Here is a 25,792-nt window from a genome sequence, read left to right on the forward strand (position 1 = left end):
CCGGGCGGAGCGTCAGGCGGCGCGGGGCGGGTAGACCTCCTGGATCACATCATCGATCCAGAGCGTCTTCAGCGCGGCGATCTCGTGAATCTCGGCGGAGAAATCCCGGCCGTCGAAATCATAGGAGACTGCGCCGAGGGTGGTCGTTCCGGCCATGCCGGGCTGCAGCTCCGGGCCGACGACGAAGCCGGAGGAAGGCCCCCAGATGTAACGCGTGCCTTCGACCGTGAAATCATGGGCGCGGTGCAGATGGCCGCTGGCGACGAAGGCGACGTCGTGGCGACGAACGAGATCGAGCAGATGCGCGCGCGGCTGCGGCGGCACGCTCCAATAGCCCCGGTCGCCCTCGTCCGGCGCCTCGACGAAGAGCGGGCGATGCAGGAACCAGCCAAGCCTGCGTCCTTGGGCCTCGGCAATCTGGCGGTCGAGCCAGGCGAGCTGGCGCTGCTCCTCCGCCTCGTCGCTGCCGAACAGCATGGAGTTGAGGCCGATCAGCCGCCAGTTTTCGAGGTCATGAACCCAGAAATCCTCGCCGATATGGTCGCGCCAGCGGGCGAGCCTCCGGTCGTTGACCGGCTGGTGCGGGTGATGTGCTTCGCCGATATCGTGGTTGCCGGGGATGCTGAGCACCGGCACGCCAAGCGTGTCGAGCAGCGTACGGCAATGGCGCATGTCCTCTTCGACATCCGCGCCGTCGACCGTCACATCGCCGGTGTGGATGACGAGATCAGGCGCTTGCGCCGTCAGCCATGCTGTCAGCGGCTCCCAGTTGCAGGCGAAATGCCGCTTGGCCGGGCTGAGATGGGTGTCGGAAATCTGCACGACCCGCTGCATGGCTTCCCTCCGGAACACGCTGCCCGAGCGGGCAACGTTCTGCCTCCGTGACGTGCGGGGCAGCGGTTTTGCCATGGATCATACAAATGAATGTTTGATGACACAAATGTATTATTGAGGCGAAGCCAACTTGCCTGCCTTGGTTGGCAGGGTCTCCAGACGTGAGGCCAACGCCTACTGCAATTCCTCGCCGCGTCGCTCCGGAATCAGGAACCACATGGCGACGATGTCGAGCAGATAGAGGGTCGCCAGCAGCGCGATCGCGGTCTGAAAGCCGTAGGCCGCAGCGATGGCGCCGACGACGACGGGCCCGAAGCCGCCGACGCCGCGACCGATGTTGAACAGGACGTTCTGGGCCGTGGCACGAGCGGATGTCGGAAAGAGCTCGCTGATCAGCGCGCCGTAGCCGCCGAGCATGCCATTGACGAAGAAGCCCATCACCGCACCCGCGACCAGGAGCTGCATCGGGTCGGTCAGGCGCGAATAGACGACGACCATCACGGCCGCGCCGAGCATGTAGCCGAAGAAGGCCGGGCGCCGGCCGATGCGGTCGGCGATATGGCCGAAGGCGAAGATGCCGAGCGCCATGCCGGCGATGGTGACGGCCGTCCACACCGCCGATTGGGTGAGCGCGAAGCCGAAGCGGGTCGCCAGATAATTCGGCAACCAGATCATCACGCCATAATAGCCGAAGTTCTGGACCGAGCAGAGGACGACCATGCCGAGGCTGAGCTTGGTGGTCTCCCAGTCCTTGACCAGCAGGCGCAGCGCCGATTCCTTCGGGCGGTCCTTGCTGCGGGCGACGAAGACCTCGGGCTCGTGCAGGGAATGGCGGATGAAATAGGCGGCGACTGCCGGCAGGATGCCGATGGCGAACATGCCGCGCCAGCCGATCGTCGGCAGCAGGATCGGCGTGGCGATGGCGGCGGCGAGCACGCCGACCTGCCAGCCGAGGCCGACATAGGACGAGGCGCGCGCCCGCTTCGAGGCCGGCCAGGCCTCGGCGACCAGGGCCATGCCGATGCCGAACTCGCCGCCGAGGCCGAGGCCGGCGATGGTGCGGTAGACCAGCAGGTCCCAATAGCCCTGGGCCAGCGCGCACATCCCGGTGAAGACGGCGAAGAGCACGATGGTCCAGGTCAACACGCGGACGCGGCCGATGCGGTCCGAGAGCATGCCGAAGCCGATGCCGCCGAGCACGGCGCCGATCAACGTCGCCGTCACCAGCGAGGCGGCCTGTGCCTGGCTGAGCTGGAGATCGGCCGAGATCGCCCGGAGCATGAAGCCGAGGATCAGGAGATCGAAGCCGTCCATCGCATAACCGATGGCCGCGCCCCACAGCGCCTTGCGAGCTTTAGAGTCGACGCTGATCGGCGCCGATGGTGCAGCCGCAGATGCCACCAGACGATCGTTCATGACTTCAGCCTCTCGTTCCCGTTACGCCGAAGCGATGCCGAGTCGCATGCCCAAGTCGGGGCGCGCGCAAATTTGCGATACCGGCCCGCCTTGTCACGCTGCCGGAGCCGGCGCAACGATCGATACGGTTTCTGCCTGTGGATGTGTCCGGAAATGGCTGTTCAAGCCGCGTCGTTCGCCGTCCGAGCCGCGGCGCTCGGGCCCGCATTTCCTGGCCACCGAGGAAGAAAGGCGCCGCCTCGCGCGTCGCGGTGGAAATGACGGCGCGGGGATTGACCTGCCGGGCGCGGGCGATCAGAAGGGGCCGTTTGCCAATTCGACCTGCCCCTGCGCCCTTGCCGTCCCCGGCGAGCGGCGTCGCTCAGCCTGGAGAGACCGCGCCATGCCCAACCTGTTCACCCCCACCGACAGGACCGTGATCGCGCGCGAAGCGGCCAAGATGCTGCTCGAGATCAAGGCGGTCCATTTCTACAGCGACAAGCCGTTCTTCTTCACCTCGGGCTGGGCGAGCCCGGTCTATATCGACTGCCGCAAGATCATCTCCTATCCGCGCCTGCGCTCGACGCTGATCGATTTCGCCGCCACCACGATCGTGCGCGACATCGGCTACGAGTCGCTCGACACCATCGCAGGCGGCGAGACGGCGGGCATCCCCTTCGCGGCCTGGATTTCCGACCGTCTTTCGCTGCCGATGCAGTATGTCCGCAAGAAGCCGAAGGGCTTCGGCCGCAACGCCCAGATCGAGGGCTCTGTCGTCGAGGGCGCGCGCACGCTTCTGGTCGAGGATCTCGCGACGGACGGGCGCAGCAAGGTGAATTTCTGCGAGGCCCTGCGCAATGCGGGCGCCGACGTCCAGCACTGCTTCGTGCTGTTCTACTACGACATCTTCCCCAAGAGCCGCGAGCTGATGACCGAGATCGGCATCAACCTGCACTATCTCACGACGTGGTGGGATGTGCTGGCGGTCGCGAAGGACAGCGGCCATTTCGAGCCGAAGGTGCTCGCCGAGGTCGAGAGCTTCCTGAACGATCCGGCTAGCTGGTCGGCCAAGCATGGCGGCATCTCGGCCTTCGGCGAAGAAAAGCCGGCCTGAGCCGGTGCTGCAGCTTCCGCAACTGCGCCTCGATATCGAGGGTGGGCGGCTGCGCGATGCTGATGGCCGGGCGTTCGACCTGGCCATGCGGCAATGGCGCGACGCGGCGGATAGCCCGGGCGGAGAGCCGGTCTCGGCTGCCCGCGCCTTGCGCTGGCTGCAACGCGAAAGCGGGACGCCGCTGCGCACGCCTGTCGCCGTGATCGGGACGCGCACGCCGACCCCTTCCCAATCCGTTGCGGCGGAGAGGATGGGCCGGCTGCTCGCGGAGCATGGCGTCACCGTGCTCTGCGGCGGCCGCTCCGGCGTGATGGAAGAGGTCTGCCGCGGCGTCGCGCAGGCGGGCGGGCTGTCGATCGGCCTGCTTCCCGATGACGAGCCCGAGGCGGCCAACCCTTATGTCACCGTTCCCCTCGCGACCGGCATCGGCGTGGCGCGGAATGCCCTGATCGCCCGGGCGGCCTGCTGCCTCGTCGCGATCGGCGGCGGCTACGGGACGTTGTCCGAGATCGCCTTCGCCTTGCAGTTCAAGCGGCCGGTCTTCCTGCTGGACGGCGCGCCCACCGTCGACGGCGCGCTGGCCTGCTCCGATGCGGAGGCGGCACTGGATGCCGTCGCAGGCGTGATCCTCGCGCTCTGAGCGGGGCGTCGGTTTCAGGCCGTCGAGGTCAGCCGGTCAGCGGCCCGCGCCGGTGCGGGCCTCGAGAGCCTTGGCGACACGGCGCATCGACTCGCCGACGGCACTGCACTCTTCGTCGCTCAGCACCGTCATCATGGCCTCGATCTCGGCGACATGGATCGCCATGGCCTTGCGCGTCAATGCCTCGCCCTGGGCTGTCAGCCAGAGCCGGCGCAGGCGCCGGTCGGCCTCGTCGTTGCGTCGTTCGATCAGGCCGCGCCGCTCCAGCACGGGCAGCAGCATGCTCATGGCGCTGCGCCCGACCAGGAGCTTCTCGGCGAGGGCCTGCTGGGTCAGGCCCGGCGTGTGGAAGATGTTGGCCAGCACGTCGTAATGCGCGAGCTGGATGTCCAGCGGTGCCAGCGCTTCGGTGAAGACCTTCTCCCAGACGCTGTGCACGCGGGCGACGGCGAGCCAGTTGCGGAAGCGCGGAAGATCCCAGGGTAGGAGCTGCGCTTGTGTCGCAGCGGAAAGGTCTTGCTTTTTGTTCATGGCTGAACATACTTGTTCATCGTTGAACAAAATCGAGACGTTCCCATGGCCGCTTCCGCGCTCCGTTACATGCGCCCGCTGGTCCGGGCCGCGAGCTTCGTGGCTCCTTCGGCAGCCGGTCGACTGGCCTTCAGATTGTTCTGTACCCCGCCAAGGCCGCCGAGGCGAAGCGGAAACGGCAAGCCGGCTGCGTCCGCCGCCAGCATCAAGCTGCAGCACGCCGCCCAGCGCGCCATTCCATTCCCTTGCGGGAGCGTGCAGGCCTATGTCTTCGAGCCTGAAACGACTGGCCCGGCGCGGACGGTTCTGCTGATCCATGGCTGGACGGGAGAGGCGGCCTCGATGGCCGGCTTCGTCGATCCGCTGCTGGCGGCAGGTTTCCGCGTCGTCGCCTTCGACCTACCGGGCCATGGCGCCTCGACCGGGCGGGAACTGAACATCCCGCTCGGCGTGGCCAGCCTCGCGGCGGTGGCACGGGTCTTCGAGCCGCTGCATGCGATCGTCACCCACTCCTTCGGGGGCGCGATCGCGCTCGCCGCGTTGGCGGGCTCGGTCAGGGCGCACCCCCTGGTCAGCGCCGACCGGCTCGTGCTGATCTCGGCGCCGTCCTCGATCACCGAGATCACTCGCCAGTTCGGCACGGCCTTCGGCCTCGGCCGCCGTGGGCAGGCGGCGCTGGAGCGGCGCATCCACATCGTCGCGGGCAATCCGATCGAGGTCTTCGAGGGGCCGGCGCAACTGGCGGCGATCGGCTTGCGGACGCTGGTGATTCACGACCGGGAGGATCGCGAGCTCGGCTTCCAGCATGCGCAGGCGCTGGCGGAGGCCGGTCCCTTCGTCACGCTGGAGGTGACGGAGGGGCTCGGCCACCGCCGCATTCTGAAGGCGCGGCCGGTGGCGGAGAGCGTCGCGCGCTTCGTTGCTGGGGCAGGGTAACGCGCCGTCATTCCGGGGCTTCGCGTAGCGAAGAGCCCGGAACCCAGAACTGAAGGCTTTTCCACGAAAGGCGCGGGGGCGAGCTGAGGCCTGGCTTCATGTCGGCATCGGTTCTAGGTTCCGGGCTCAGGCCTGCGGCCTGCCCCGGAATGACGGCGCGCCTTTTTTGAACCGCAGCCTGAGCTTAGCTCAGAGCCAGCCCATCAATTCGCGCTGCACGACTTCGGCGATGACGTCGATGCCTTCGGCGGAGTCGTTCAGGCAGGGCAGATAAGCGAATTTCTCGCCGCCATTGTGCAGGAAGATCTCGCGGTTCTCGCCGTCGAGCTCTTCCAGCGTCTCAAGGCAATCGGCCGAGAAGCCCGGCGCGACGATGGCCATCGACTTCCTGCCGGCCAGCGCCAGGGCCTTCACCGTCTCGTCGGTATAGGGCTGCAGCCATTCATCCGGGCCGAAGCGCGACTGGAAGGTCAGCGGGAAGCGCTCTTCGGACAATCCGAGCTCGGCGCGCAGCAGGCGCCAGGTCTTGACGCACTGGCAATAATAGGGGTCGCCCTTTAGCAGATACTCCTTCGGCATGCCGTGCAAGGAGCAGAGGATGACCTCCGGCTCGAAATCGAGCTTCGCCAGCGAGGCGCGCATCGAGCGGGCGAGCGCGCCGATATAGACGGGATCGTCGTGATAGGGCGGGGCGACGCGCACCGAGGGCTGCCAGCGCATCTGCATCAGGGCGCGAAAGGCCTGGTCGCAGGCGGTGGCCGAGGTCGGCGCGGCATATTGCGGGTAGAGCGGCACCAGCAGGATGCGGTCGCAGCCCTGGTCGAGCAAGGCCTTCAGCCGGCTCTGCACATCGGGAAAGCCGTAGCGCATCGCCCAGTCGAAGACGACGCGCTCGCCCGCCAGAGGCTTCAGCCGCTCGGCGAGCTGCTCGGTCTGCGAACGGGTGATGGTCTTGAGCGGGCCCTCGTTGCGCTGGTTGTTCCAGATGGAGGCGTAGTCCTTGCCCTTCCGGCCGGGGCGCGTCGACAGGATGATGAGGTTGAGGATCGGCCACCATTTCCAGCGGGGCTCCTCGATGACGCGCTGGTCGGAGAGGAATTCCTTGAGATAGGCGCGCATCGGCCAATAGCCGGTGCCCTCGGGCGTGCCGAGATTCATCAGGAGGACGCCGATGCGCCCATATTGCACCTTGGGATGATCGGGCGGCAGGGCGGCGGCCTCGCGGCCCGGCGCAGCGGCGATGTCAGCAGTCATGAGCGCATGCTCTCCTTGCCCCCGTGATTTAGACGAGTTCGCGCTTTCGTCCAGCCTTGAAGCTTCTCGAAAACCCGGGTGCGACACTGCTGACCTTGCGATGGAGATGCTCTGGTCAGCGCGGCCCGACCTTTGCTAGTCTGGAGCCGTTCTCAAGACGTGAAGGGCACCCGCCATGACGAAGCTCACCCGCCGCAAGGCTCTCGGGGTCCTGGCGGCGCCGGCGACGCTCGCCGCAACAGCGCCGGTCGCCATGGCGCAGCAGCCGGCGCCGAGCTTCACGCTGCTGCTGCTCAACGACATCTACAAGATGAGCGACGACAAGGGGCGTGGCGGCTTCGCGCGCGCGGCCGGCATCGCCAAGGCCGAGCGGGCCAAGGGCGTGCCGGTGCTGTTCTGCCATGCCGGCGACTGCTACTCGCCCTCGCTGATGTCGGGCTTCGACCAGGGCGCGCATATCGTCGCGATGCAGAACAAGATGGGCATCGACGTCTTCGTGCCCGGCAATCACGAGTTCGACTTCGGCAAGGAGAACTATCTCAAGCTGACCGCAGCCCAGAACTACCCGACTTTCGCGGCGAACCTGCGCGACGCCGCCGGCAACACCCTGGCGCACCACAAGGATTCGCAGATCTTCGAGCTCGGTGGCATCAAGGTCGGCGTCATCGGCACGACCTTCGATCCGACCCCGCAGCTCTCCAATCCCGGCGATCTGAAGTTCTCCTCGACGATGGAGGCGCTGCGTCGGGAGGCGAGGGCGCTGAAGGGGCAGGGCGCCGACATCCTCGTCGCCGTCGTCCATGCCGACCGCGCCACGGACTACGAGATCGTGCGCTCGCGCGTGGTCGACATCGTGCTCACCGGCCACGACCACGATCTCGCCATCGCCTATGACGGCAAGGTCGTGATGGTCGAGTCGAACGAGGAGGGCAACTACGTCACCGCCATCGACATCGCCGTCAGCGTTCGGGGCGAGGGCGCCGCGCGGCAGGTGACGTGGACGCCGACCTTCCGCGTCAACGATTCCCGCTCGGCCACGCCGGACCCTGACGTCGCTGCGATCGTGAAGGGCTACGAGTCGGAGCTGTCGAAGGAACTCGACGTCGACATCGCCACGCTCGCCGCGCCGCTCGATTCCCGCACCGGCGTCATCCGCACGCAGGAGACGGCGATCGGCAACCTGATCGCCGACGCGATCCGCGCCGCGACCGGCGCGCAGCTTGCGATCACCAATGCCGGCGGCATTCGCGCCAACAAGCAATATACCGCCGGGCAGAAGCTGACGCGCCGTGACGTGCTGAGCGAACTGCCCTTCGGCAATGCCACCGTCATGGTCGAGATCACCGGCAAGGACGTGAAGGACGCGATCGAGAACGGTTTGCGCGACGCGCCGCAGGGCGCCGGCCGCTTCCCCGTGGTCTCCGGCCTGAGCTTCGAGGCAGACCTCAAGCAGCTACAGGGCTCGCGCGTCACTGCGGTCACGGTCGACGGCAAGCCGATCGACCCGGCCGGCAAATACACGGTCGCCTCCAACAATTTCATGCTGGAAGGCGGCGACGGCTACACGGCGCTCGGCCGCGGCCGGACGCTGATCGGCCTCACCGACGGCAAGCTGATGGCGAACGAGGTGATGGTCTATGTCCGCCGGCTCGGTACGGTGGACGCCAAGGTCGAGGGCAGGGCTGTCCTGAAGTGAGCTGCACCGACGCGCTCGCGGCCTTCCTGGCGAGCGGGACTTCCACCGGCTGGCGCGGCCTGCCGGTCTTTGCCGCGGGTGGAGCCGCTGCTCGCGCCTGCGCCGCGGTCGATGCCGAGCGGGCGGCCGGGCATGTCGTGGCCCCTGTGCCGGAGCGGGTCTTCGCGGCGCTCGCGCTGACGCCGCTCGATGCGGTCCGTGCCGTCATCCTCGGGCAGGACCCCTATCCGACGCCGGGCCATGCCAACGGGCTCGCCTTTTCCTATGTCGGCCCGCCGCCGCTGCCGCGCTCGCTCGTCAACATCTACAAGGAGCGAGCCGAGGATCTGGGCCAACCCGCGCCTGTCGATGGCGACCTGACGCGCTGGGCGAAACAGGGCGTGCTGCTGCTCAACACGGCGCTGACGGTGCGGGAGGGGGCGAGCAAGGCCGGCTCGCATCTCTCGCTGGGCTGGGGGGCGATCACGGATGCGATCATCGCAGCGGTGTCGCGCGAGCAAGAGCACGTCGTCTTCCTGCTGTGGGGCAACCCGGCGCAGGCCAAGCGAAACTTGATCGACGAGAGCCGGCATCTCGTCATTGCCAGCGTGCATCCCTCGCCGCTTTCGGCAAGGCGCGGCTTCTTCGGATCGAAACCGTTCAGCCGAGCTAATGCGTGGCTCGAAGGGCAGGGGGAAAAGGCGATCGCTTGGTGAGTGACTTGCCGTCATGCTCGGGCTTGACCCGAGCATCTCGTGCAAGAAAAGGCGCCTCGTCCGGCGAGAGATTCTCGGGTCGAACCTGCGCTTCGCCCGAGAATGACGGCCGAGTTCACCCCACCGGGCGCTCATCGGCGATGACCTTGCCGTCGTTCGGCAGGGCGCCGAGCGGCAGGACTTCCACAGTTCCCTTCAGTTTGGTGACCTGCTGCAGCGTCGACGAGACCGCGTCGATCAAACCTTTCGGCTCGGCGTAGATCTCGGCCTTGAGGGTCATGGTGTCGACTTCGTTGGCGCGGCCGACGACGAGCCTGAGCTTGGCGATCTCGGCGTGGCGCTTGGCGATTTCGGCGACCTGCTCGGGGCGCACGAACATGCCCTTGATCTTGGCGGTCTGGTCGGCGCGGCCCATCCAGCCCTTGATGCGCGTGTTGCTACGCCCGCATGCGCTCAGCCCGGGCAGGACGGCAGTGAGGTCACCGACGGCGAGCCTGATCTGCGGGTGATGCGGGTCGAGATTGGTGATGACGACCTCGCCGACCTCGCCCTCCGGAACCGGATCGCCGGTGCCGGGGCGGACGATCTCGACGATCAGGTTCTCGTTCAGCACCATGCCTTCGCGTGCCGGGGTTTCGTAGGCGATGACGCCGACATCGGCGGTGGCATAGATCTGATAGGCTTCGATGCCACGCTCCCTGACCCAGGCCTGCAGCGAGGGCGGGAAGGCGGCGCCTGAGACGACGGCGCGCCTGATCGAGGAGATGTCGACGCCGCGCGCATCCGCCGCCTCGATCAGGATCTTGAGGAAGTCGGGCGTGCCGGTATAAGCGCTCGGGCGGTAGGCGGAGATCACTTCCACCTGCTGCTCGGTGTTGCCGGGCCCGGCCGGGATCACGGCGCAGCCGACGGCGCGGGCGGCGGAATCCATGATGAATCCGCCCGGCGTCAGGTGATAGCTCAGCGTGTTCAACACGATGTCGCCCGGCCGGAACCCGGCGGCATGGAGACCGCGCGCGGCATTCCAGGCGTCGGCGGCAGTGCCCTCGGGCTCGAAGATCGGGCCGGGCGAGGTGAAGAGCCGGCCGAAGGAGCCGGGCGAGGCCGCGACGAGGCCGCCGAAAGGCAGCGCCTCCTTCTGAAGCGCGGGCAGATCGGACTTGCGCAGCACGGGCAGGCGCGCCAGTGCCTTGCGGTCGGTGATGGAGGAGGGGTCGACGCCGCGCAGGCGCTCGGCATAGGCCGGAGCGTCGATGGCGGCGGCGATCAGCTTCGGCAGCCGCGCGAAGAGATCGGCCTCGCGTTCGTCCGCCGAGCGGGTTTCGAGCGCGTCGTAATGCTCGGTCATCGAAGCGTCCTCAGATCAACTATGAACCAGCGTGGTCATCCCGGGCGAAGCGAAGCGTAAACCTGGGATCCATGCCTGAACTCTTTTCAGCAATGCTCCGGCATGGATCCCGGATCGGCGCGGCTTCGCCGCTTGTCCGGGATGACATGGTCCAGGAGACATGCGGCCGGTCACGAGAGCCAGCGCTTGCGGCGCTTGTAGCTCTTCACCTCGCGGAAGGACTTCTTGTTGCCCTCGGCGACGCCAAGGTAGAATTCCTTCACGTCCTCGTTCTCGCGCAGCATCTTGGCCTCGCCGTCCATGACGACGCGGCCGGTCTCCATGATGTAGCCATAGGTGGCGTAGCGCAGCGCCATGTTGGTGTTCTGCTCGGCGACGAGAAAGGAGACGCCGTCCTCGGCGTTGAGGCGGCGCACGATCTCGAAGATCTCCTCGACGATCTGCGGGGCGAGCCCCATCGAGGGCTCGTCGAGCAGGATCATCTTCGGCTTCGACATCATGGCGCGGCCGACCGCGCACATCTGCTGCTCGCCGCCGGAGGTGTAGCCGGCCTGCGAATTGCGCCGCTGCTTGAGGCGCGGGAACAGCTCGTAGATCTTCTCGAGGTCGCGCTTGATCGCGGCGTTGCCGTCGCGGCGTGTGAAGGCGCCGGTCAGCAGGTTTTCCTCGATCGAGAGATGGCCGAAGCAGTGCCGGCCTTCCATCACCTGGATGCAGCCTCGCTTGACGAGCTCGTTCGGCGACAGCTTGTCGACGCGCTCGCCGTCGAACACGATTGAGCCCTTGGTGACCTCGCCGCGCTCGGCCTTGAGCAGGTTGGAGATTGCCTTCAGCGTCGTGGTCTTGCCGGCGCCGTTGGCACCGAGGATCGCGACGATGCCCTGGCGCGGCACGGTGAGCGAGACGCCCTTCAGCACCAGCACGACATGGTCGTAGATGACCTCGATATTGTTGAGCGACAGGATGGTGTCGCTCGCGGTCGCAGCGGCGGGTTTTTCGAGGGTGGCGGTGGACATCGCAGCTCCTCCCCTTCTTCCCTTGCGGGAGAAGGTGGCGCGCAGCGCCGGATGAGGGGTCGCGCTGCGCGTCGGGATTTCTCGTGGAGAGTCGCAAACGTCCAAGGACGCGCGACCCCTCATCCGTCTCGGCTTCGCCGAGCTCTCTTCTCCCGCAAGGGGAGAAGGGAGCCGCGGCGCCTCGTCAGATCAGGATGACTTCTCGCAGGACTCGGTCCGCTTCGGCCAGGTGCCGGCCTTTTCGGTGTAGTCCTTGGCGTTGGCCTCGATCAGCGGCCGGACCTCCTCCTTGAGGGGTTCGAGCCAGTCGCCCTTCTTGGTCCATTTCGTACCGTCCCACTCCGCGACATAGGCCTTGCTGTGGCCGGAATGGTCGGTGCAGGAGATCGTGGTCGGCGTGGCGAAGCCTTCCATGCCGATTTCCTTCAGCCTGGCCTCGGTGATGTTGAGGGTTTCCAGGCCGCGGCGCATGTCCTCTGAGGTGACGACCTTCTTGCCGGTCAGCTTCTGGGCATTGCGCATCGCCTCGACCACGAGCATCGAGTTGTAGACGCCGCGGTTATAGAGGTTCTCGCCGACCTTATCCTTCGGCGCGAGGCTCTTGCCCTTCTCCACGACATACTTCTGGATGTCCTGAATCACCGGGAAATTGGTGCCGGCCGCATTCAGGTTGAGCGACTTGTAGCCCTTCGCCTCCGGCCCGCCGGCGCGCGCGTCGTCGTCACCGCCGGCCCACCAGACGCCGACCAGCTTGTTGATCGGGAAGTTGTTTTTGATCGCCTCCTTGACCGCGGTCGGGTTCATCGCGCCCCAGCCCTGGTTGTAGAGGTAGTCGGGCCGGTCGCGGCGGATCGAGAGCCAAAGCGAGCCCTGGTTCTGCATGTCGGCGGCGGCAACCGGATAGAGCTTGACCTCGAACCCGTACTTCTTGGCGAGGTTCTCGAGCACCGGGATAGGCTCCTTGCCGAAGGGCGCATCGAGATGGATCAGGCCGAGCTTCTTGCCCTTGAGCTTGTCCATGCCGCCGAGTTCGGCGGCCATGTGCTTCACCATCAGCGAAGCGCCGTCCCAATAAGTGAAGGGCGGAATGAACACCCAGGGGAAGGCGGTACCATCCGCCGAAGCCGAAAGGCCATAGGCCATCGACAGGATCGGGATCTTGTCGACATGGGCGCGCGGGATCGCGGCGAGCGTAGCCCCGGTCGACCAGGGCGAGTAGACGATCGTGTTCTTCGATTTGGCCTGCTCGTAGCACTCGATCGACTTCTTGGTGTCGTAGCCGGTCTCGCACTCCTCGTAGACGATCTTGACGCCGTTCACGCCGCCGTCGCGCTCATTGATCATGGTGATGTAGTCACGCATGCCGTCGCCGATCGGGATGCCGGAACCCGAGAAGGGGCCGGTGCGATAGGCGTTGTTGGCGAAGTAGACGCTGTCCTGCGCCGCAGCCGGGGCGACCGCGCCGGCCGCCGCGAGCAGGGCTCCGAATGCCGCGCCCTTCATCAGATTGCTGGTCTTCATGGACTTCCTCCGTTCGTTTCCTCCCGACCAGACTGCTGTCGGATCGGTCTTTATGCGCCGGCGCTTCGATGTCGCCGGTCGTTTCTTGGGCCTTCCCTTGAGCCTCAATAGGGCAAGGGCCGATTCAGTAAGGGAAGGGCCATGTGCGCGATTTCTGCTTCCCGATCTGCCAGAGCCGGGCGAGGCCGTGCGGCTCGACGATCAGGAAGAGGATGATCAGCGCGCCGACCACCATGAAGGTGACATGCTCGGCGGCGGCGCCCGCGATCGGGACACCGAGCGCCGGCAGGCCGAATTTCAGCGCCGTCGGCAGGATCGAGAGGAAGGCCGCGCCGAAGAAGGAGCCGATCAGCGAGCCCAGGCCGCCGATGATGACCATGAACAGGATGTTGAAGGAGAGGCGGATCGAGAACACGTCCGCCGCCTCGCCGCCGCCGTACCAGAGGAAGATCATCATCGCCCCGGCGACGCCGGCGAAATAGGACGAGACGGCGAAGGCCATCAGCTTGGCGTTGAGCAGCTTGATGCCCATCAGCTCGGCGGCGATGTCCATGTCGCGCACGGCCATCCATGACCGGCCCAGCTTGCCATGCACCAGGTTCGAGGCGAACCAGGTCAGCACCACGACGAGGCCGAGGCAGACGAAATAGCGCGTCTCGGGCGTGGCGGAGGCGCCGGTGAGCGGGATGCCGAAGAGCGTGCGCTGCGGCACCTCGATGGCGCCGGAGGCATTGTAGTTGAACAGCCAGGGCACGCGCACGAAGGCCCATTGCAGGAAGAACTGCGCGGCGAGCGTCGCGACGGCGAGATAGAAGCCCTTGATGCGCAGCGAGGGCAGGCCGAAGAGCACGCCGATGCCGGCAGAGAACAGCCCGGAGACGAGAATCAGGACGATGATGTTCACGTTCGGGAAGACGGTCGTCAGCTTGTAGCAGGCATAGGCGCCGACACCCATGAAGGCGGCGGTGCCGAGCGAGATCAGCCCGGTATAGCCGGTGAGGATGTTGAGCCCGATCGCGGCGAGCGAGAAGACCAGGAAGGGGATCATCACCGAGGCGATGAAGAAGTCGCTGCCGAAGAAGGGGATCGCGACGAGCGCGATCGCCAGGATGATGCCGAGCCCGATCCGGTCTTCCCGCAGGGGGAAGACGGCCATGTCGGCGGAATAGGTCGATTTGTACTGGCCGGCCTCGCGGTAGAGCATGGTTACACCGTCATTCCGGGGCGACGCGAAGCGCCGAGCCTGGAATCCATGAACATTGTCGGCTGCGAGGAGGTCGCGCCTTTGCCGGCGCCACCTGCGTTTATGGGTTCCGGGCTCGATCCTGCGGATCGCCCTGGAATGACGGAGAGGTTCGTCCGCATCGCCGTCAGATCCTCTCGATGATCTTGTCGCCGAACAGGCCCTGAGGCCTGAACAGCAGGAAGCCCAGCGCAATGAAATAGGCGAGCCAGCTCTCGATGCCGCCGCCGATCAGCGGGCCCCAGTAGAACTCGCCGAGCTTCTCGCCGATGCCGATGATGAGCCCGCCGACGATGGCGCCCGGGATTGAGGTGAAGCCGCCGAGGATCAGCACCGGCAGCGCCTTCAGCGCGACGATCTCGAGCGCGAAGGAGACGTCCGAGCGCGCGCCCCACATGATGCCGGTGATCAGCGCCACGATGCCGGCGGTGAACCAGACGATGACCCAGATCTGGTTGAGCGAAATGCCGACCGAGAGCGCCGCCTTGTGGCTGTCGGCGACGGCCCGCAGCGCGCGCCCGATGCGGGTGTACTGGAAGAAGGCGGCAAGCGCAGCGATCATCAGCGAGGCGATGATCGCGGCGGCGATGTCGATCTTCTGCAGCGAGACCAGTCCGCCCAGAATCTGCAGATCGAGCGCGCCCTTGGGCAGATAAAGCTGGTCGGCGATCATCTGCTTGGGATTGCCGCCAAACAGGGCTTCGCCGAAGCCGATCAGGAAATAGGTGATGCCGAAGGTCGCCATGAACAGGATGATGTCGGGCTGGTTGACCAGGGGCCGCAGCACCACGCGCTCGATGGTGACGGCCAGCGCGAACATGACGCCGAGCGTGATGATGACGGCAAGGAAGGCCGGCACGCCCTTCTCGTAGAGGCCGACCAGCGTCAGCGCCGCGAACACCACCATGATGCCCTGGGCGAAGTTGAACACGCCCGACGCCTTGAAGATCAGGACGAAGCCGAGCGCGATCAGGGCGTAGAGCACGCCGGAGACGAGGCCCTCCCAGATCGTCTGCACGAGCAGGTCGGGCGCCTGCGCCATCTGCTGGAACGGATCGACGAAGATGGCATGAAGCGTGCCGGAGCCGTCGAGCCGCGCGCCGACGATCGCGGCGATCACGATGGCGGCGAGGATCAGGCCGGCCTTGATCCAGGGATTGGCAAGAAGGCTCGGCGCGGGGCGGGTGGCGACGTCGCTCATGGCTGCGCCTTCCAGATTATCGGCAACACAAACGAGCCCTCATCCTGAGGAGCCGCGAAGCGGCGTCTCGAAGGATGGTTCAGCTCGCGCGGGAAGAGCCCACTGGAGCATCCTTCGAGACGCGCTCCTGCGGAGCGCTCCTCAGGATGAGGGCTGAGAAAGAGGGGGAGAGCTGTCATCAGTGCGCCACTCCCAGATAGGCGTCGATGACGCGCTGGTTGGCCTTGACCTCGTCGGGTGTGCCGTCGGCGATCTTGCGGCCGTATTCGAGCACGACGACGCGGTCGGAGAGGTCCATGACCACGCCCATATCGTGCTCGATCAGCGCAATCGTCGTGCCGAACTGGTTGTTCACGTCGAGGATGAAGCGGCACATGTCCTCCTTCTCCTCGAGGTTCATGCCGGCCATCGGCTCGTCGAGCAGAAGCAACTCGGGCTCCATCGCCAGCGCGCGGCCGAGCTCGACGCGCTTCTGCAGGCCGTAGGGCAGCTTGCCGACCGGCAGCTTGCGGATGTGCTCGATCTGCAGGAAGTCGATGATGTCCTCGACGACGCGGCGATGCTCGATCTCCTCCTGCATCGCCGGGCCGTGGCGCAAAGCCTGCCAGAAGAAGCCCTTCTTCATCTTGAGGGTGCGGCCGGTCATGATGTTGTCGAGCGTCGACATGCCCTTGAACAGCGCGACGTTCTGGAAGGTGCGGGCGATGCCGCCGGCGGCGGCGCGATGCGGGCGCATCTTGGCACGGCGCTCGCCCTTGAAGACGATCTGGCCTTCCTGCGGCTGGTAGAAGCCGTTGATGCAGTTGAGCATCGAGGTCTTGCCGGCGCCGTTGGGGCCGATGATGGCCCGGATCTCGCCCTTGCGGATGTCGAAGGAGACGTCGGTGATCGCCTTCACGCCGCCGAAGCGCAGCGAGATGTTCTCGACCGAGAGCAGGGTTTCGCCCTTGGCGCTGATGGGGGTGCCCGTCACGTTCATCGGCTCCGCGTTCATGCCGCCTTCGCCGCTGCCGGCGCCTCCTGCGGAGCCACCGGATAGAGAGTGGCGTCGCGCACCTTGACGCGGGCCGAGATGGCACCCTTGCGGCCGTCCTCGAAGGTCACTTCCGTCGAGATATCCGCCGCTTCCGATCCGTCATAGAGCGCGGCAACCAGCGGCGCGTAGCGCTCGGCGATGAAGCCGCGGCGGACCTTCTGGGTGCGGGTCAATTCGCCGTCGTCGGCATCGAGTTCCTTGTGCAGGATGAGGAAGCGCTTGATCTGAGCGCCGCCCATCATCGGCTCGCCGGCAAGCGAGCGGTTCACCTCGTCGACGTGCTTGGCGATCATGTCGTAGACGAGATCGTGGCCGGCCAATTCCTGATAGGAGGCATAGACCACGTTGTTGCGCTCGGCCCAGTTGCCGACGGCGGTGAGGTCGATGTTGAGCGCGACGGTGGCATAGTCGCGGCCCTGGCCGAAGGCCACGACCTCCTTGATGTTCGGATAGAACTTCAGCTTGTTCTCGATGTATTTCGGCGGGAAGAGGTCGCCGCTGTTGAGCTTGCCGACATCCTTGGCGCGGTCGATGATCTTGAGGTGGCCGCCCTCGTCGAAGAAGCCGGCATCGCCGGAGCGGACATAGCCGTCGGCCGTCATCGTCTCGGCGGTCTTGTCCGGGTCCTTGTAGTAGCCGCCGAAGATCGAGGGCGAGCGGTAGAGCACCTCGCCATTGTCGTCGATGCGGATCTCGACCAGCGGCGCCGGCTTGCCGACCGTGTCGGCCTTGATCTCGCCGTTGGGCTGCATGGTGATGTACACCCCGGCCTCGGTCTGGCCGTAGAGCTGTTTCAGGTTGACGCCGATCGAGCGGTAGAAGCGGAAGAGTTCGGGGCCGATCGCCTCGCCGGCCGTGTAGCCGACCTTGATGTTGGTCAGGCCGAAGCGATTGCGCAGCGGGCCGTAGACCAGCATGTCGCCGAGCTTGTAGAGCAGCCGGCCCTTCAGCGGCACGCTCTCGCCGTTCAGGATCTTTTCGCCGTATTGCTTGGCGACGCCGAGGAAGTAGTGGAACGCCTTGCGCTTCAGGGCGCTCGCATCCTCCATACGCACCATGGTGAGGGTCAGCATGTTCTCGAAGACGCGCGGTGGGGCGAAGGCATAGGTGGTGCCGACCTCGCGGCGGTCGTCGATGACGGTGTCCGGGCTTTCCGGGCAGTTGACGCAGAAACCGGCCAGCATCGCCTGCGCGTAGGAGAAGATGTGGTCGCCGACCCAGGCGATCGGCAGATAGGCGATGACCTCGTCGCTCTCGTTCAGCCCATCGAAGCCGCAGCCGATCTCGGCGGCGACGATGACGTTGTAGTGGCTGAGCATCACGCCCTTGGGGCGCCCGGTGGTGCCGGAGGTGTAGAGGATGATGCCGAGGTCGGAGCCCTTGCCCTGCTCCATCTCGCGGGCGAGCGTGGCCTCGGCCTGCTGGTCCTGAAGCGCCTTCGCGCCGGCCTGGATCACCATCTCGATGGCGTGAAGCTTGGTGTGGTCGTAGTCGCGCAGGCCGCGCGGCTCGTCATAGAGCATGTGCCTGAGATGCGGCAGCCGGTCGGCGATGGAGAGCAGCTTGTCGACCTGCTCCTGGTCCTGCACCACGGCGAAGACGGCCTCGGCATGGTCGAGGACATAGGCCATCTCCTCGGCGACGCCATCGGCGTAGACCGGCACGGGGATGGCGCCGATCCACTGCGCCGCGCACATCGACCAGTACAGCCGCGGCCGGTTGTAGCCGATGATCGCGACCTTCTCGCCGCGCTTCAGCCCGAGATCCTGCAGCCCCTTGGCGAAATTGCGGACGTGCTCAGCCACCTCGGCCCAGTTCCAGGACTGCCAGATCCCGAGATCCTTGTGACGAAACGCGACCCGCGAGGCGCGCTCCCTGGCATTGCGCAACAGCAATTTCGGAAAGGTATCCGCCTGGCCGGCGGTGCCGCTTGCCACGATTGCGTTCTCCCCTGACGAGCCGCCATGCGTCGTGGCAGCTTCCTGTGAGCCGGTTTCCGGTCTCGTTGTCATGCAAGACTTGCAGGCGGCCATCATCTTCGCAAGGACCCGCTTGACAGACAATTCGTCTTTTGGTGACTATTGTCCCGCCGAAGTCTGCTCAGCGACTGCTGCCACGAGTTTCGCCCCAGATCTCGTTCAATTTACCGTGATTTCTGGCGCTGCCGGCAGGGCGGCGGCACGTCGCTATTGCGTGCAACGAAAGTCTTACGCAAAAAAACCGCCCGCAGCTCGGACGAACTGCGGGCGGGCCGGGACGGCGGCGAGGGTCAGTAACGCTCGTAATAGTTCCGGCGGTAGCCATAGGCCGGAGCATGCGGCGGCGGACCGCCATAGCGGCGCTCATAGCCGTAGCCGCGGTCATAGCCACGGCCTTGACGATAGTAGTCACGGCGCTGCTGCCGCTCCATGTTGTGCTGGATTTCCCACTCGCGGTGCTCGCGGGTGTGGCGAGTATATTCGGCGGGCAGCCTGTCCAGCGCTTCGGTCTGTGCAATGGACGGGGTCGTCGCGCCGGCTGGCGTTGCCGCGATCGCGGCGAGGGCGAGGCCGGCGGCCATCAGGAAGCTACGCATGGTCGTCTCCTTCGGTTGATGAACCCGATCAGACCAGTCCTCGGCCCAACAAAGCCTGAACGGCTGGGTTGGCTGCCGTTCAGAAAGACCGGCCGCCCCGCGCTGCGGGTTCGCTGCGGGATGCCTTGCCACGCATCGGGCGCTCGGCAGTGACCTTTGCCGGTTGAAGGACATGGAAGGGGTCGAACCAACCTTCCCATGCGCGGCTCGCGACCTTCGACTGGGCGGCGGCGTATTCGGCGGCCTGGTCGTTGACCCGTTTCATGAGCGTGTCGAAGAAGCCAAACATCGCGTCGTTCCTTTACTCAGCTCGGGGCTGTTCGAGAAAGGCAACGCGCGAAGTGCGGATTGGTGCCGTGAAGGACGTCTCAACCTTCGTAGCGGGTCAGCTTGTTGAGGTCGCGGATGGTGATGCTGCCATGGCCGATCTCGATCATGCCGAGATCGGCGAGCTTCGCCAGACCCTGATTGGCCATCTGCCTGGAGATGCCGGCGAGCATGCCGAGCTCCTCCTGCGATATCGCCAGGGTGCGGCCGAGATCGGGGTAGAGGGTCGGGTTGAACAGCCAGGCGAGATTGCGGGCGAGGCGGCCGGTGGAATCGAGCGTGCGCTCGGTCTCGGCGAGCGAGATGAACTGGGCGAGGCGCTCGTTGAACTGGTGGACGAGGAAGCGGTTGAAGGCCGCCGAATGCTCGAACAGCCAGAGGAAGGTCGAGCGGCGCATCAGGGCGATCCGCGACTCGCGCAGCGCCACCAATTCGTAGCGTCGCGGCTCGGCCTTGATCACGGTGCCCTCGCCGAACCAGGCGCCGGCGCGCAGGCCGGCGAGCGTTGCCGATTTCCCGGCCTTGGACGTGGTCGCCATCTTGACCAGCCCCTCGGCGACGCCGGTCCAGGATTCCAACCGGTCGCCGACATGGCAGATCGAGGCGCCCTTGCCGTAGCTCTTGAAGGAAATGCCGCGCCGCGCCTCCTCGAACTCGTCGTCGGACAGGTCGCGGGACCAGGAGGCGATGGCGCGCAGTTCCTCGGGGGTGATCAAGATGGCGGCTGTCCGGGTTTGCAAGGGGCAGGCTTCGGGCGGCGTGGCGTCATTCTCGGGCGAAGCGGAGCGTAGACTCGAGAATCTCCTTCAGGAAGAGGCTCCGGATTCAGGAAGAGGCTCCGGAGCCTCCTTGTCACGAGATGCTCGGGTCAAGTCCGAGCATGACGATGCGGAACGGCGGGGCTATTCCGCAGCCTGCGGCAGGGCCAATGTGCTGTTTCCCTCGCGCAACTGGGTCAGCAACTCCGCCTCCTCGGCCTTCGCGGCGTTCAGATGCCGCTCCTTGACGTAGCCGAAGCCGCGGATCTTCTCCGGGATCGCGGCGAGCGCGACGCAGAGGGCATGGTTCTCCGGGGAAAGCCGTGTCAGCAGCTCGCTCAGCAGGGTTTCGTAGTCCGTGATCAGGCTGCGTTCCGTGCGGCGCTCCTGCGTGTAGCCGAAGGGATCCAGGGCGGTGCCGCGCAGGCCCTTGAGCCTTGCCAGAAGCCCGAAGGCGCCCATCATCCACGGGCCGAAGCTGATCTTGCGCGGCAGGCCGGTGTTCGGATCGCGCCTGCCCAGCAGCGGCGGCGCGAGATGGAACTCGTAGCGCAGCGGCTTGCCGTCCGCGCCATCGGCCTCGAAGGTCGCTGCGACCTGCCTACGGAAGGCGCCGTCGCTGTAGAGGCGGGCGACTTCGTACTCGTCCTTGTAGGCCATCAGCTTGAAGAGGTAGCGCGCGACCGTTTCGCCGAGCGCGGACTGGCCGGGCGCCATCGCAGCCTCCCGCGTCTGCACGCGGGCGACGAGATGGCGGTAGCGCGCCGCATAGGCGGGATTCTGATAGGCGGTGAGATGGGCGACGCGGCGGGCGATGATCTCTTCGAGCGTGTGCGAAAGCTCGCGGGCGGGCGTCGCCGCCCGGTTCGGCGCCAGCAATTCCATCAGCGCGTCCGGATCATGCGCGGCGCGGCGGCCGAGCTCGAAGGCCTGCCGGTTCATGGCGACGGCCTCGCCGTTGAGTTCGATCGCCCTAAGCAACGACTCGCGGGAGAGGGGGACCGTACCGAGCTGCCAGGCATGGCCGAGCATGAACATGTTGGCGGCGATGGCATTGCCGAGGAACGCGACTGCAGCTGCCGTGGCATCGAGGAAATGGGTCCGGTCGCGCCCGGCTGCCGAGAGGATGGCGCGTTTCAGCCGTTCGGTCGGCAACGAGAAATCGGCGTTGCGGGTGAAATCGCCGGGCAGGCTCTCGGCGGTGTTGACGATGACCATGCCGCGCTCCGGCCGGATCGCGCCGAGCACCTTCTTCGAGCCGGTGACGGTGAGGTCGCAGCCTAGGACGAGGTCGGCCTGCCCGGCGGCGACGCGGATCGCATGAATGTCTTCCGGCCGGGGCGCTAGCTTGACGTGGCTGAAGACGGCGCCGCCTTTCTGGGCGAGGCCGGCCATGTCGATCATGCCGCAGCCCTTGCCTTCGAGATGCGCGGCCATGCCGAGGATGGCGCCGATGGTGACGACGCCGGTGCCGCCGACGCCGGTGACGATCACCGCGAAGCTGCGGTCGAGCGCCGGCACGACGGGTTCCGGCAGATCGTCCTGGCCGAGCATGCCGGCATCGAGCTTGAGCGGATCGGCCTTCTTCGGCCGCGCGCCGTGCACAGTCACGAAGGACGGGCAGAAGCCCTTGAGGCAGGAGAAATCCTTGTTGCAGTTCGACTGGTCGATCTGGCGCTTGCGGCCGAACTCGGTCTCGAGCGGCTGCACCGAGACGCAGTTCGACTGCACGCCGCAATCGCCACAGCCTTCGCAGACCAGCTCGTTGATGAGGACGCGCTTGTCGGGATCGGGATAGGCGCCGCGCTTGCGCCGCCGCCGCTTCTCGGTGGCGCAGGTCTGGTCGTAGAGCAAAAGCGAGACGCCAGACGTCGCCGCCAATTCGCGCTGGACGGCGTCGAGCTCGTCGCGGTGGTGCAGCGTCGTGCCGGCCGGCCATTGCGTGCCGGGCGGGTATTTGCCGGGGTCGTCGCTGACGACGGCGATGCGCTGCACGCCCTCGGCCGCGACCTGCCGCGCCATCTGGTCGGGAGAGAGATGGCCTTCGGCCTGCTGGCCGCCGGTCATGGCGACGGCGTCGTTGTAGAGCAGCTTGTAGGTGATGGTGACGCCGCTCGCGACCGCCCAGCGGATCGCGAGCGAGCCGGAATGGGTATAGGTGCCGTCGCCGAGATTCTGGAAGACATGGCTGCGGGTCGAGAACGGGGCTTCGCCGACCCAGTTCGCGCCTTCGCCGCCCATCTGGGTGAAGCCGGCGGTGTCGCGGTCCATCCACTGCACCATGTAGTGGCAGCCGATGCCGGCATAGGCGCGCGAGCCCTCGGGCACGACGGTCGAGGAGTTGTGCGGGCAGCCCGAGCAGAAATAGGGCGTGCGCTTCGCGATCTCCTGCGCCTCGGCGAGGCGGCCTTGCGCCTGGGCGATCTCCTCCAGCCGGGCGCGCAGGGCGGGATCGTCGCGGTATTGCAGGATGCGACCACCGAGCGCGATGGCGATGTCGTTCGGGTCGAGTGCGCCATGGATGGGGAAGAGCCAGTCGCCCTTCTCGTCCTTCTTGCCGATCACCATCGGCTGGTGCCTGGCGCCGTAAAGCTCTTCGCGGACCTGCACCTCGATCAGCGAGCGCTTCTCCTCGACCACCATGATGAGGTCCAGGCCTTTGGCGAAGGCCTTCAGCTCGGCCGGGTCGATCGGCCAGGGGCAGGCGAGCTTGAACAAGCGGATGCCGAGATCGTTGGCGCGGACCTCGTCGATGCCGAGATCCTCCATGGCCTGGCGCACGTCGAGATAGGATTTGCCGACCGTGGCGATGCCGATGCGGGGCTTTTTCCCGCCATGGGTGACGATGCGGTTCAGCTTGTTGGCGCGCAGATAGGCCAGCATCGCGTCGCGCTTGTAGAGATGGAGCCGGCGCTCCTGCTCGACGAAATCGAGCTCGCGGCGGATGGCGAGGCCGCCCGGCGGCGGGACGAAATCCGTCGGCGCGACGATCGTGACGCGGTCGAGCGAGCCATCGATCGAGGCCGTCGATTCGATGTTGTCCTTGACGCATTTGATGCCGACCCAGACCGAGGCGAAGCGTGAGAGCGCGATGCCGTGCAGGCTGTAGTCGATGATCTCCTGCACCCCGGCCGGGTTGAGGATCGGCATCATCCGGTCGACGAGGACGAATTCGGTCTGGTGGGCGTTGGTCGAGGATTCGGCGGTATGGTCGTCGCCCATCAGGCAGATCACGCCGCCATGGGGGTCGGTGCCGGCCATGTTGCCATGGCGCAGGACGTCGCCGGAGCGGTCGACGCCCGGGCCCTTGCCGTACCAGAGCGCGAAGACGCCGTCATGCTTGCCTTCGCCGCTCAAGCCGGCCTGCTGCGTGCCCCAGATGGCGGTGGCGGCGAGGTCCTCGTTCAGGCCGGGCTGGAAGACGATGTTGGCCGCCTTGAGCGGCTTGGCCGCGCGCATCAACTGCTGGTCGAGGCCGCCGAGCGGGGAGCCGCGATAGCCCGAGACGAAGCCGGCGGTATCGAGCCCGGCGCGCCGGTCCCGCTCGCGCTGCATCAGCAGCATGCGGGCGACCGCCTGGGTGCCGGTGAGGAAGACTTCGCGCTTGTCGAGGTCGTATTTGTCGTCGAGCGCGACTTCGCGCAGTCCGATCTGGCGCAGCGCGCCCGCCTCGGTGCCGGATTTCCGCGGTGTCTCGGCCATGATCGGCCTCCCGGATCGTCGTTCCCGCCGACGGGCCGGTTGTTCCGGCCTCGTGCTCTGCCGTCATCGCGGCAAATATGTCAGCAACGCTGATATATCGGCCGGAGGCGGTCAATCAACTTGGTATCATTCCAGTTTTCGGGGCTGCGTCCAGAGGCTTGCGGGAACGGCCGAAGCGCGTCATGCGGAAGGCGCCGCGATTTGGCCCCGTTTGGCGGGGATGGCTGTTCGCGCGGTCGCACGCCTGTCGTCGTGGCCGTTGACGATCGGTCATGATCCGCCCGGCGTGCCGGAGCTTGGAGGGGTTCGCCCATGATGCGACGCGCCTATCTGACAGCCCTGACCGGGCTCCTGCTGGCCGCCATGGCGGGGCCGGCGGCGGCGCATCCGCATGTCTTCGTCAATGCCAAGGCCGAGATCGTCTTTGCTCCGGACGGCTCTGTTCGGGCGATCCGGCATCACTGGAGCTTCGACGAGGCCTATTCGGCCTATATCACCCAGGGTCTCGACAAGAACGGCGATGGCAAGCTGACCTCGGACGAACTCTCCGAACTCGCCAAGATCAATGTCGAATCGCTGCCGGATGTCGAGTTCTTCACGGCCGCCAAGCTCAACGGCCGGAAACAGGAGTTCGGCGCGCCGGGCGAGCAGGTGATGTCCTATGAAAACAAGATCCTGACGCTGGTCTACACGCTGCCGCTGAAAAGTCCGTCGAAGGCGCGCTCCTTCGGCATCGAGATCGGCGACCCCACCTATTTCGTTGCCTTCACCATCGTGGATGCCCCGGATGCGGTCGTCACCAAGGACGCGCCGCAGGGCTGCGTGGTGCGCGTCAACCGGCCGCCCAAGCTCGACGATGCCACCCAGAAGCGCCTCGCCGAGGCCGATATCACCGCGACGCCGGATGTCAGCGGGCTTGAGGTGACGACGCGGGCGCTGGTTGCATGTCCCTGACGCCGGCCGAAACCGCTCGCCCTGCCGGCGCTCTGCTGCCGCGCAGGCTGATCGCCTGCGTGCTGGCGCTGCTGCTGGTCGCCGGTGTGCTGACCGCCTTGGCGATGGCGATAGCGGCGGTGAGCCCGCCGCCTCCACCTCCGCCGCGCAATCCTTTCGGCACGGCCCTGCCGCGCGAGGCACTGCCCTCGACGACCGGCTTCGGCGCTTTGCTCATCGCCTGGCAATCGAGCTTCTATCGCGAGCTGACGGCGACGCTGAAGGCGATCGCGACGGCGCCGGGGGCGTTATGGGGGCTGCTCGGGCTCTCCTTCGGTTACGGCGTCTTCCACGCGGCCGGGCCGGGTCACGGCAAGGCGGTGATCTCCGGCTATATCGTCGCCGACAATCGCAGCCTGAAGCGGGGGCTCGGCCTGAGCTTCGCCGCGGCGCTGCTGCAGGCTGTCGTCGCGATCGCGATCGTGGCCGTGGCGACGCTTCTGCTGAGGACCACGGCCATGCAGATGAACGCGGCGACGAGCATGATCGAGCAGGGCAGCTTCCTGCTGGTTGCGCTGGTCGGGTTCCTGATGCTCTGGCGGAAGGCGGGAGCCTTGGTCGGGCTCGAAGCCGGTGCGTCCGCGCATGATCCGGCGGCCTGCGACCACGTCCATATGCCGGACGCCGATGCGGTCGCGCGGCTCGCGGGCTGGCGCGACATGGCCGGCGTCGTGCTGGCGGCGGGTTCGCGCCCTTGCGCGGGGGCGCTGATCATCCTCGTCTTCGCAGCCTCGCAGGGGTTGTTCTGGGCTGGTGTCGCCGCGACTTTCGCAATGGCGCTGGGCACGGCGATCACCACAGGGGCGCTTGCCGCCTTCGCCGTCTTCTTCAAGTTCGCGGCGCTGAAATTCGCCGGCGGCGGCAGCCTGCGCTCGGCGCGATTGATTGCCGGACTCGAACTCCTCGCCGCCGCCTTCGTCGCCGTGCTGGGCACGGCGCTCTTCACCGGCCTGTGGGTCGGCGGGATGGGAGGCTGA

At 66.5% G+C, this 25,792-nt stretch carries 22 protein-coding genes; 7 read left to right on the forward strand and 15 right to left on the reverse strand.

All coding sequences use genetic code 11. The features are described 5' to 3' along the window. Positions 1–12: 12 nt before the first annotated feature. Positions 13–834, reverse strand: a complete 822-nt coding sequence (locus AC2FAN_RS14775) for a metallophosphoesterase family protein (protein WP_485175024.1) — start codon at positions 832–834, stop codon at positions 13–15. 174 nt (positions 835–1,008) lie between these two features. Then, a complete protein-coding gene (locus AC2FAN_RS14780; RefSeq protein WP_265050562.1) occupies positions 1,009–2,250 on the reverse strand; it encodes an MFS transporter in 1,242 nt (413 codons plus the stop codon). Between the two features lie 382 nt (positions 2,251–2,632). On the opposite strand from AC2FAN_RS14780, the gene AC2FAN_RS14785 reads away from it, so the two are divergent. Further along, entirely contained in the window at positions 2,633–3,343 is a 711-nt protein-coding gene (locus AC2FAN_RS14785; RefSeq protein ID WP_265050561.1) for an orotate phosphoribosyltransferase, read from the forward strand. 4 nt (positions 3,344–3,347) lie between these two features. Continuing rightward, positions 3,348–3,983, forward strand: a complete 636-nt coding sequence (locus tag AC2FAN_RS14790; protein WP_485175026.1) for a TIGR00725 family protein — start codon at positions 3,348–3,350, stop codon at positions 3,981–3,983. Between the two features lie 36 nt (positions 3,984–4,019). On the opposite strand, the gene AC2FAN_RS14795 is transcribed toward AC2FAN_RS14790, so the two are convergent. Beyond that, on the reverse strand, positions 4,020–4,514 hold the full coding sequence (locus AC2FAN_RS14795; RefSeq protein ID WP_485175028.1) for a MarR family winged helix-turn-helix transcriptional regulator: 495 nt from the start codon (positions 4,512–4,514) through the stop codon (positions 4,020–4,022). Positions 4,515–4,559: 45 nt separating this feature from the next. On the opposite strand from AC2FAN_RS14795, the gene AC2FAN_RS14800 reads away from it, so the two are divergent. Continuing rightward, positions 4,560–5,450 (forward strand): alpha/beta fold hydrolase, encoded by an 891-nt coding sequence (locus AC2FAN_RS14800; RefSeq protein ID WP_476806549.1) that lies wholly within the window; start codon positions 4,560–4,562, stop codon positions 5,448–5,450. Between the two features lie 189 nt (positions 5,451–5,639). Here the strand turns inward: AC2FAN_RS14800 and hemH are convergent, their stop codons facing one another. Beyond that, positions 5,640–6,704, reverse strand: coding sequence for a ferrochelatase (hemH, locus tag AC2FAN_RS14805; protein ID WP_485175031.1), 1,065 nt, complete (start codon positions 6,702–6,704; stop codon positions 5,640–5,642). Between the two features lie 175 nt (positions 6,705–6,879). Between hemH and AC2FAN_RS14810 the strand changes: the two genes are divergently transcribed. Together AC2FAN_RS14810 and ung are read left to right on the forward strand one after the other, a co-directional pair. Then, positions 6,880–8,400, forward strand: a complete 1,521-nt coding sequence (locus AC2FAN_RS14810) for a bifunctional metallophosphatase/5'-nucleotidase (RefSeq protein WP_485175033.1) — start codon at positions 6,880–6,882, stop codon at positions 8,398–8,400. Next, positions 8,397–9,095 (forward strand): uracil-DNA glycosylase, encoded by a 699-nt coding sequence (gene ung / locus AC2FAN_RS14815; protein ID WP_485175035.1) that lies wholly within the window; start codon positions 8,397–8,399, stop codon positions 9,093–9,095. The genes AC2FAN_RS14810 and ung overlap by 4 nt, the downstream gene beginning before the upstream one ends. A gap of 115 nt (positions 9,096–9,210) precedes the next feature. On the opposite strand, the gene AC2FAN_RS14820 is transcribed toward ung, so the two are convergent. From AC2FAN_RS14820 to AC2FAN_RS14870, 11 genes are all read right to left on the reverse strand, one after another. After that, the gene (locus AC2FAN_RS14820; protein ID WP_265050554.1) at positions 9,211–10,443 is read right to left on the reverse strand and encodes a phenylacetate--CoA ligase family protein; all 1,233 of its coding nucleotides are present in this window, start codon (positions 10,441–10,443) and stop codon (positions 9,211–9,213) included. Positions 10,444–10,613: 170 nt separating this feature from the next. After that, a complete protein-coding gene (locus AC2FAN_RS14825) occupies positions 10,614–11,459 on the reverse strand; it encodes an ABC transporter ATP-binding protein (protein ID WP_265050553.1) in 846 nt (281 codons plus the stop codon). A 189-nt stretch (positions 11,460–11,648) separates the two neighbouring features. Then, a complete protein-coding gene (locus AC2FAN_RS14830) occupies positions 11,649–12,980 on the reverse strand; it encodes an ABC transporter substrate-binding protein (RefSeq protein WP_476806554.1) in 1,332 nt (443 codons plus the stop codon). 124 nt (positions 12,981–13,104) lie between these two features. Then, positions 13,105–14,184 carry a branched-chain amino acid ABC transporter permease gene (locus AC2FAN_RS14835; RefSeq protein WP_485175038.1) on the reverse strand — a complete coding sequence of 360 codons (1,080 nt, stop codon included), beginning with the start codon at positions 14,182–14,184 and terminating at the stop codon, positions 13,105–13,107. Positions 14,185–14,350: 166 nt separating this feature from the next. Beyond that, on the reverse strand, positions 14,351–15,265 hold the full coding sequence (locus tag AC2FAN_RS14840) for a branched-chain amino acid ABC transporter permease (RefSeq protein ID WP_265054933.1): 915 nt from the start codon (positions 15,263–15,265) through the stop codon (positions 14,351–14,353). Between the two features lie 337 nt (positions 15,266–15,602). Continuing rightward, entirely contained in the window at positions 15,603–16,403 is an 801-nt protein-coding gene (locus tag AC2FAN_RS14845; protein WP_442865039.1) for an ABC transporter ATP-binding protein, read from the reverse strand. 11 nt (positions 16,404–16,414) lie between these two features. Beyond that, positions 16,415–18,400: an AMP-dependent synthetase/ligase gene (locus AC2FAN_RS14850; protein ID WP_485175253.1), complete on the reverse strand. Its 1,986-nt coding sequence runs from the start codon at positions 18,398–18,400 to the stop codon at positions 16,415–16,417. A 329-nt stretch (positions 18,401–18,729) separates the two neighbouring features. Beyond that, on the reverse strand, positions 18,730–19,035 hold the full coding sequence (locus tag AC2FAN_RS14855) for a hypothetical protein (RefSeq protein ID WP_265050549.1): 306 nt from the start codon (positions 19,033–19,035) through the stop codon (positions 18,730–18,732). Positions 19,036–19,114: 79 nt separating this feature from the next. After that, positions 19,115–19,324 (reverse strand): hypothetical protein, encoded by a 210-nt coding sequence (locus AC2FAN_RS14860; protein ID WP_265050548.1) that lies wholly within the window; start codon positions 19,322–19,324, stop codon positions 19,115–19,117. Between the two features lie 79 nt (positions 19,325–19,403). Next, positions 19,404–20,078, reverse strand: coding sequence for a Crp/Fnr family transcriptional regulator (locus AC2FAN_RS14865; protein ID WP_485175041.1), 675 nt, complete (start codon positions 20,076–20,078; stop codon positions 19,404–19,406). A gap of 186 nt (positions 20,079–20,264) precedes the next feature. Continuing rightward, complete coding sequence (locus AC2FAN_RS14870) at positions 20,265–23,822, reverse strand: indolepyruvate ferredoxin oxidoreductase family protein (RefSeq protein WP_485175042.1); 3,558 nt, start codon at positions 23,820–23,822, stop codon at positions 20,265–20,267. 312 nt (positions 23,823–24,134) lie between these two features. Between AC2FAN_RS14870 and AC2FAN_RS14875 the strand changes: the two genes are divergently transcribed. Further along, positions 24,135–24,776: a DUF1007 family protein gene (locus AC2FAN_RS14875; RefSeq protein WP_265050545.1), complete on the forward strand. Its 642-nt coding sequence runs from the start codon at positions 24,135–24,137 to the stop codon at positions 24,774–24,776. Beyond that, complete coding sequence (locus tag AC2FAN_RS14880; protein WP_485175044.1) at positions 24,767–25,792, forward strand: nickel/cobalt transporter; 1,026 nt, start codon at positions 24,767–24,769, stop codon at positions 25,790–25,792. The genes AC2FAN_RS14875 and AC2FAN_RS14880 overlap by 10 nt, the downstream gene beginning before the upstream one ends.

This window comes from Allobosea sp. RIT-PG3_2, from assembly GCF_057321085.1.